Annotated in this window: 4 protein-coding genes; 1 reads left to right on the forward strand and 3 read right to left on the reverse strand. The window is 64.0% G+C overall.

Annotation, left to right across the window (positions count from 1 at the left end):
* Positions 1-92: 92 nt before the first annotated feature.
* Positions 93-977 carry a helix-turn-helix domain-containing protein gene (locus ELR45_RS10985; RefSeq protein ID WP_129665946.1) on the forward strand — a complete coding sequence of 295 codons (885 nt, stop codon included), beginning with the start codon at positions 93-95 and terminating at the stop codon, positions 975-977.
* Positions 978-1066: 89 nt separating this feature from the next.
* Here ELR45_RS10985 and ELR45_RS10990 read toward each other — a convergent pair whose 3' ends face one another.
* The 3 genes from ELR45_RS10990 to ELR45_RS37470 form a co-directional block, all read right to left on the reverse strand.
* The gene (locus ELR45_RS10990; protein WP_205856398.1) at positions 1067-2590 is read right to left on the reverse strand and encodes an MDR family MFS transporter; all 1524 of its coding nucleotides are present in this window, start codon (positions 2588-2590) and stop codon (positions 1067-1069) included.
* A complete protein-coding gene (gene rfbB / locus ELR45_RS10995) occupies positions 2587-3567 on the reverse strand; it encodes a dTDP-glucose 4,6-dehydratase (RefSeq protein ID WP_129665950.1) in 981 nt (326 codons plus the stop codon). Before rfbB ends, ELR45_RS10990 begins: the two co-directional genes overlap by 4 nt.
* Positions 3568-4139, reverse strand: a 572-nt coding sequence (locus ELR45_RS37470) for an SDR family oxidoreductase (RefSeq protein ID WP_205856399.1), incomplete at its 5' end; no start/stop codon positions are given. It abuts the gene before it with no gap.

Genomic DNA, 4139 nt, shown 5'->3' on the forward strand with positions numbered 1-4139 from the left:
CCCGCGTGTAACAATCCGACTTTCGCAGATCGTTTCGCTCTAGCACATTTCCGATTCGGGTAGGATCCTTCCCGAATAGAGAGGTGCCGACGATGACCCGACCCATGGGGATGGACGCCACGCGTTTCGAGCCGTACGGGCTGTCCGCCTTCACGTTCGAACGCAGCGCCGAATCCGGAGAGATCGACGATCTGAGAGCTTCGGGCTGCCACACCCACCTCGAGCTCGAAGTGCACTTTGTAGAGACAGGTGCGATCACGCTGGACTGCGCGGGTCGCGAGGAACGTCTCACGCAGGGAGACGTACTGGCATTCTGGGGTGGACTACCCCATCGCGACGTGGACCCCGCTCCACCCACCACCGTGTACTACGTTGCGCAGGTGCCGATCGTCAACGTTCTCGCGTGGGTCGGATCACCGGAGGTGCTCGACAGTCTCCTTGGCGGTCAGCTGCTGAGGTCGACTACGCCTTCTTGTGAAATGGCAGCGGAGAGTTTCGTCTTCAGGAGATGGACCTCGCACCTCGCAACCCCCGATGACCGGCTCAGGAAGGCTGTCGAACTTGAGATTCACGCGCGTCTGCTCCGCCTGCTCAGCGAGACCGCGCCCGCACGGGGAGAGCTCGCACATGGTCCTGGCACAGCGACGGCGCAGGTAGTGGCCCGTGCGATCCAGTTCGTCACACGACACTTCGTGGAAGAGATCACCATCGAGGATGTAGCGCGCGCCGTCGACCGCCATCATGATTACCTGATGGCAAGCTTTCGCCGGGTATGTGGTCTGACATTGTGGGAGTACGTCACGCGCTTACGGCTGAGCGAGGCGCAACGTCTTCTCGCCGGTACGGACTTGCCCATCCTGGCAGTCTGTCACCGCGCTGGGTTCACCGCCACTAGCCGAATGTACGAAGCATTCCACCGTTACCACGGTCAGACACCGGCAACGTATCGCAGGAGCCTGACGCAGCGAGCGTCGTAGTATGCATGCCCAGGCAACACCGCTGGCAATCTCGGAGCATCGCCGCTGTCACAACCGCCTGGTTCGGCCGCCAACGGCCCGGTGAGCTTTCAACCAGCCGACCGACGATCGAGTGACGAGGGTGGGGAGCTGCTCAGCGGTGTCTCCTTAATGAACACGACGGCCAGTAACGCCAACACGGCGAGTGCCGATGCAGCCAGGAACACGACGCCGACGGCGTCAGCGTAAGCGCTCTGAACAACATCCCGCACTGGCCCTGCCAGGCTTGATAGCTCCGGGATGGCCGAGCTCTGCGATTCTGCGAGCGATTCCGCGTCCGGCTGCCGCGCAAGACCCTCATCGATCTCGCTCGTCACTCGCGCCGCGAATAGCGCGCCGAGCAATGAGACGCCGGCCGCTTCGCCCAAGGATCGGAAGAACATCAGCGTGGACGTGCCGCTTCCCAGGTCGCGGTCCGCCACGCTGTTCTGCACGGCGAGCATGATGTTCTGTTGACCAGTGCCCAGTCCAAGACCGAGAACCACCAAGGCCGTGCCGACAAGCATCCAATGTGAGATGTGGCCTATCCCGCCCAATGCTGCCGTTCCGGTCACCGTCAGAACCATGCTTGCTACGAGGTACCTCTTCCACCGTCCGGTGCGAGATATCAGGTGCCCGCTGACCATCGTTCCGATCAAGGAACCAACGATCAGGGGCAACAGGAGGAGACCCGACTGTGATGGCGAGTAGCCGCGCGCGATTTGAAAGTACTGGGCGAGAAAGAGCATGGCACAGATCATGACAACGCTCACGCCGACGCCGGCCGTGATCGCAAGGCGCACAGTTCGCACACGCAGAATCGTGGAAGGAACGATCGGATCCTGTGCTCGACACTCGACCACCACAGCGACTGCCAGAAGGCCGAGGCCTCCGCTCACAAGCGCGGCGCTCATCCACGAGATCCAATGGAAGGCATTACCTGCCAGGGTGACCCAGACCAATACCGTGCCAATGCCTGCCGGTATCAACAGAGCGCCTCGCCAGTCGACATTCGCGCTCGTCCGGGCGACAGGAAGATGCAACGTCCTATGAAGAACGACGAGCGCGAAGATCGCGAATGGCGTCCCAATCCAGAAACACCAACGCCACCCCATATTCGGCGTATCGACAACTAATCCGCCCAACGGCGGACCGGTCAGCATCGCAACCATCGCGACAGCGGAAAAGTAGCTCACATACCTCGCTCGCTCGCGCGGACTGACCAGGGCTGCCCGTGCGACTTGAACCAAGACCAGCAGGCCTCCGCTCCCGACTCCTTGCACGGCGCGAAACGCAATCAGTGCCTCCGCGCTAGTTGAGACGCCACAAAGCACGGTGCCGAGGACGAAGATCGACAAGGACGCCTCGACCAGGAGCCGTTTGCTCATCCGGTCGGCCAGCTTGCCCCAGATAGGGCCACTGGCTGTGGCGGCCAGCATGTGCGCGGCGACGATCCATGTGTACTGGCTCTGCCGACCTTCGAGGTCGGCAAGGATGCGCGGCATCGCGTTGGCCACGATCGTGCCCGATAGGGCCGTAACGAACGTCGCCAGCAGCAGGCCGGACATCGCCTGCAGCACCTGGCGATGGGTCACGCGACCACGACCTTGAGCGGTTCCCACCATTCGCGGTGGTCGCGATACCACTCCACCGTCTGCGCGAACCCGGCCTCGATGCCCACGTGCGGGCGGTACCCCAGCTCGGTGGAGATCTTGGCGATGTCGACCGAGTAGCGGCGGTCGTGTCCTTTACGGTCGGGGACCTGGACCACTCGGTCCCATCCGGCGCCGGTCGCCGTCAGCAGGCGATCGGTGAGCTGCCGGTTCGTCAGCTCCGTCCCGCCCCCGATGTTGTAGATCTCGCCCGCCCGGCCGCGTTCGGCGACCAGCTGGATGCCCCGGCAATGGTCGTCGACGTGCAGCCAGTCCCGGACGTTCAACCCGTCGCCGTAGAGCGGGACGGTGCCGCCGTCGATCAGGTTGGTGATGAACAGCGGGATGACCTTCTCCGGGTACTGATAGGGGCCGTAATTGTTCGAGCACCGCGTGATCACGACGTCGAGTCCGTGCGTGACGTGGAACGCCCGGGCCAGCAGATCGGATGACGCCTTCGACGCGGAGTACGGCGAGTTGGGTTCGAGGGCATGGTCCTCACTCCACGAGCCGTCGTCGATCGAGCCGTACACCTCGTCGGTGGAGACATGCACGAATCTTCCGACTCGAGCCTCGTGCGCAGCCTGCAGCAGGGCGTGCGTGCCGAGGACATTGGTGTGGACGAACTCCGCGGAACCGGTAATCGACCGGTCGACGTGCGACTCGGCGGCGAAATGCACGACGAGGTCGACACCCGCCATCGCCGACTTCACGGCATGCGGGTCACAGATATCGGCCTCGACGACGCCGAGCCGTCGCTCTTGTTCGACAGGTGCGAGATTGCTCCGGTTGCCTGCGTACGTGAACTTGTCGAGCACGACCACCTCAGATGGCTCGAAGCCACCGTAAGCGCCGGTCAGCACGTTGCGGACATATGCCGATCCGATGAACCCTGCTCCACCGGTCACCAGGACCTTCATCTACGCCACCTCCATCGATCGCTGCCGCGGAAGGCAACGCTGTAACGCTGCCCGCCACGGTGCCATCGGGGTGAGCCCTGCCGCGCCCCACGCATCGTTGGACAGCACCGAGTACGCAGGCCGCGGTGCCGGGCGCGGGAAGTCCGACGTCGTGCACGGCCGGATCCGTTCAGGGTCGGCGCCGACCTCTTCGAAGATCGCGCGGGCGAAGCCGAACCACGTCGTCGCACCGGCTCCGGTGCAATGCAGGAGCCGCTCGCGCGGCCCGTTCCCATGTGCGACGAGCCGCGCCAGCTCCTCCAGTGCTTCCGCGAGGTCCACGGCCAAGGTGGGCGAACCGTACTGGTCGTCGACCACCGACAGCGTCGACCGTTCCCGTTCCAGCCGGATCATGGTGTCCAGGAAGCTGTTCGTCGACGGGGAGTAGAGCCACGCGGTCCGTACGACCCACGCCTCGGCACAGATCGCCAGCACCGCCTGCTCGCCCGCCAGTTTCGACTTGCCGTACACGGTCCGCGGCGCACACGGATCGCCTGGCTCATACGGCCGGTCGCCGTCTCCGGCGAAGACAT

It is taken from the genome of Phytoactinopolyspora endophytica, assembly GCF_004138495.1.
Taxonomy (GTDB): Bacteria; Actinomycetota; Actinomycetes; order Jiangellales; family Jiangellaceae; genus Phytoactinopolyspora; species Phytoactinopolyspora endophytica.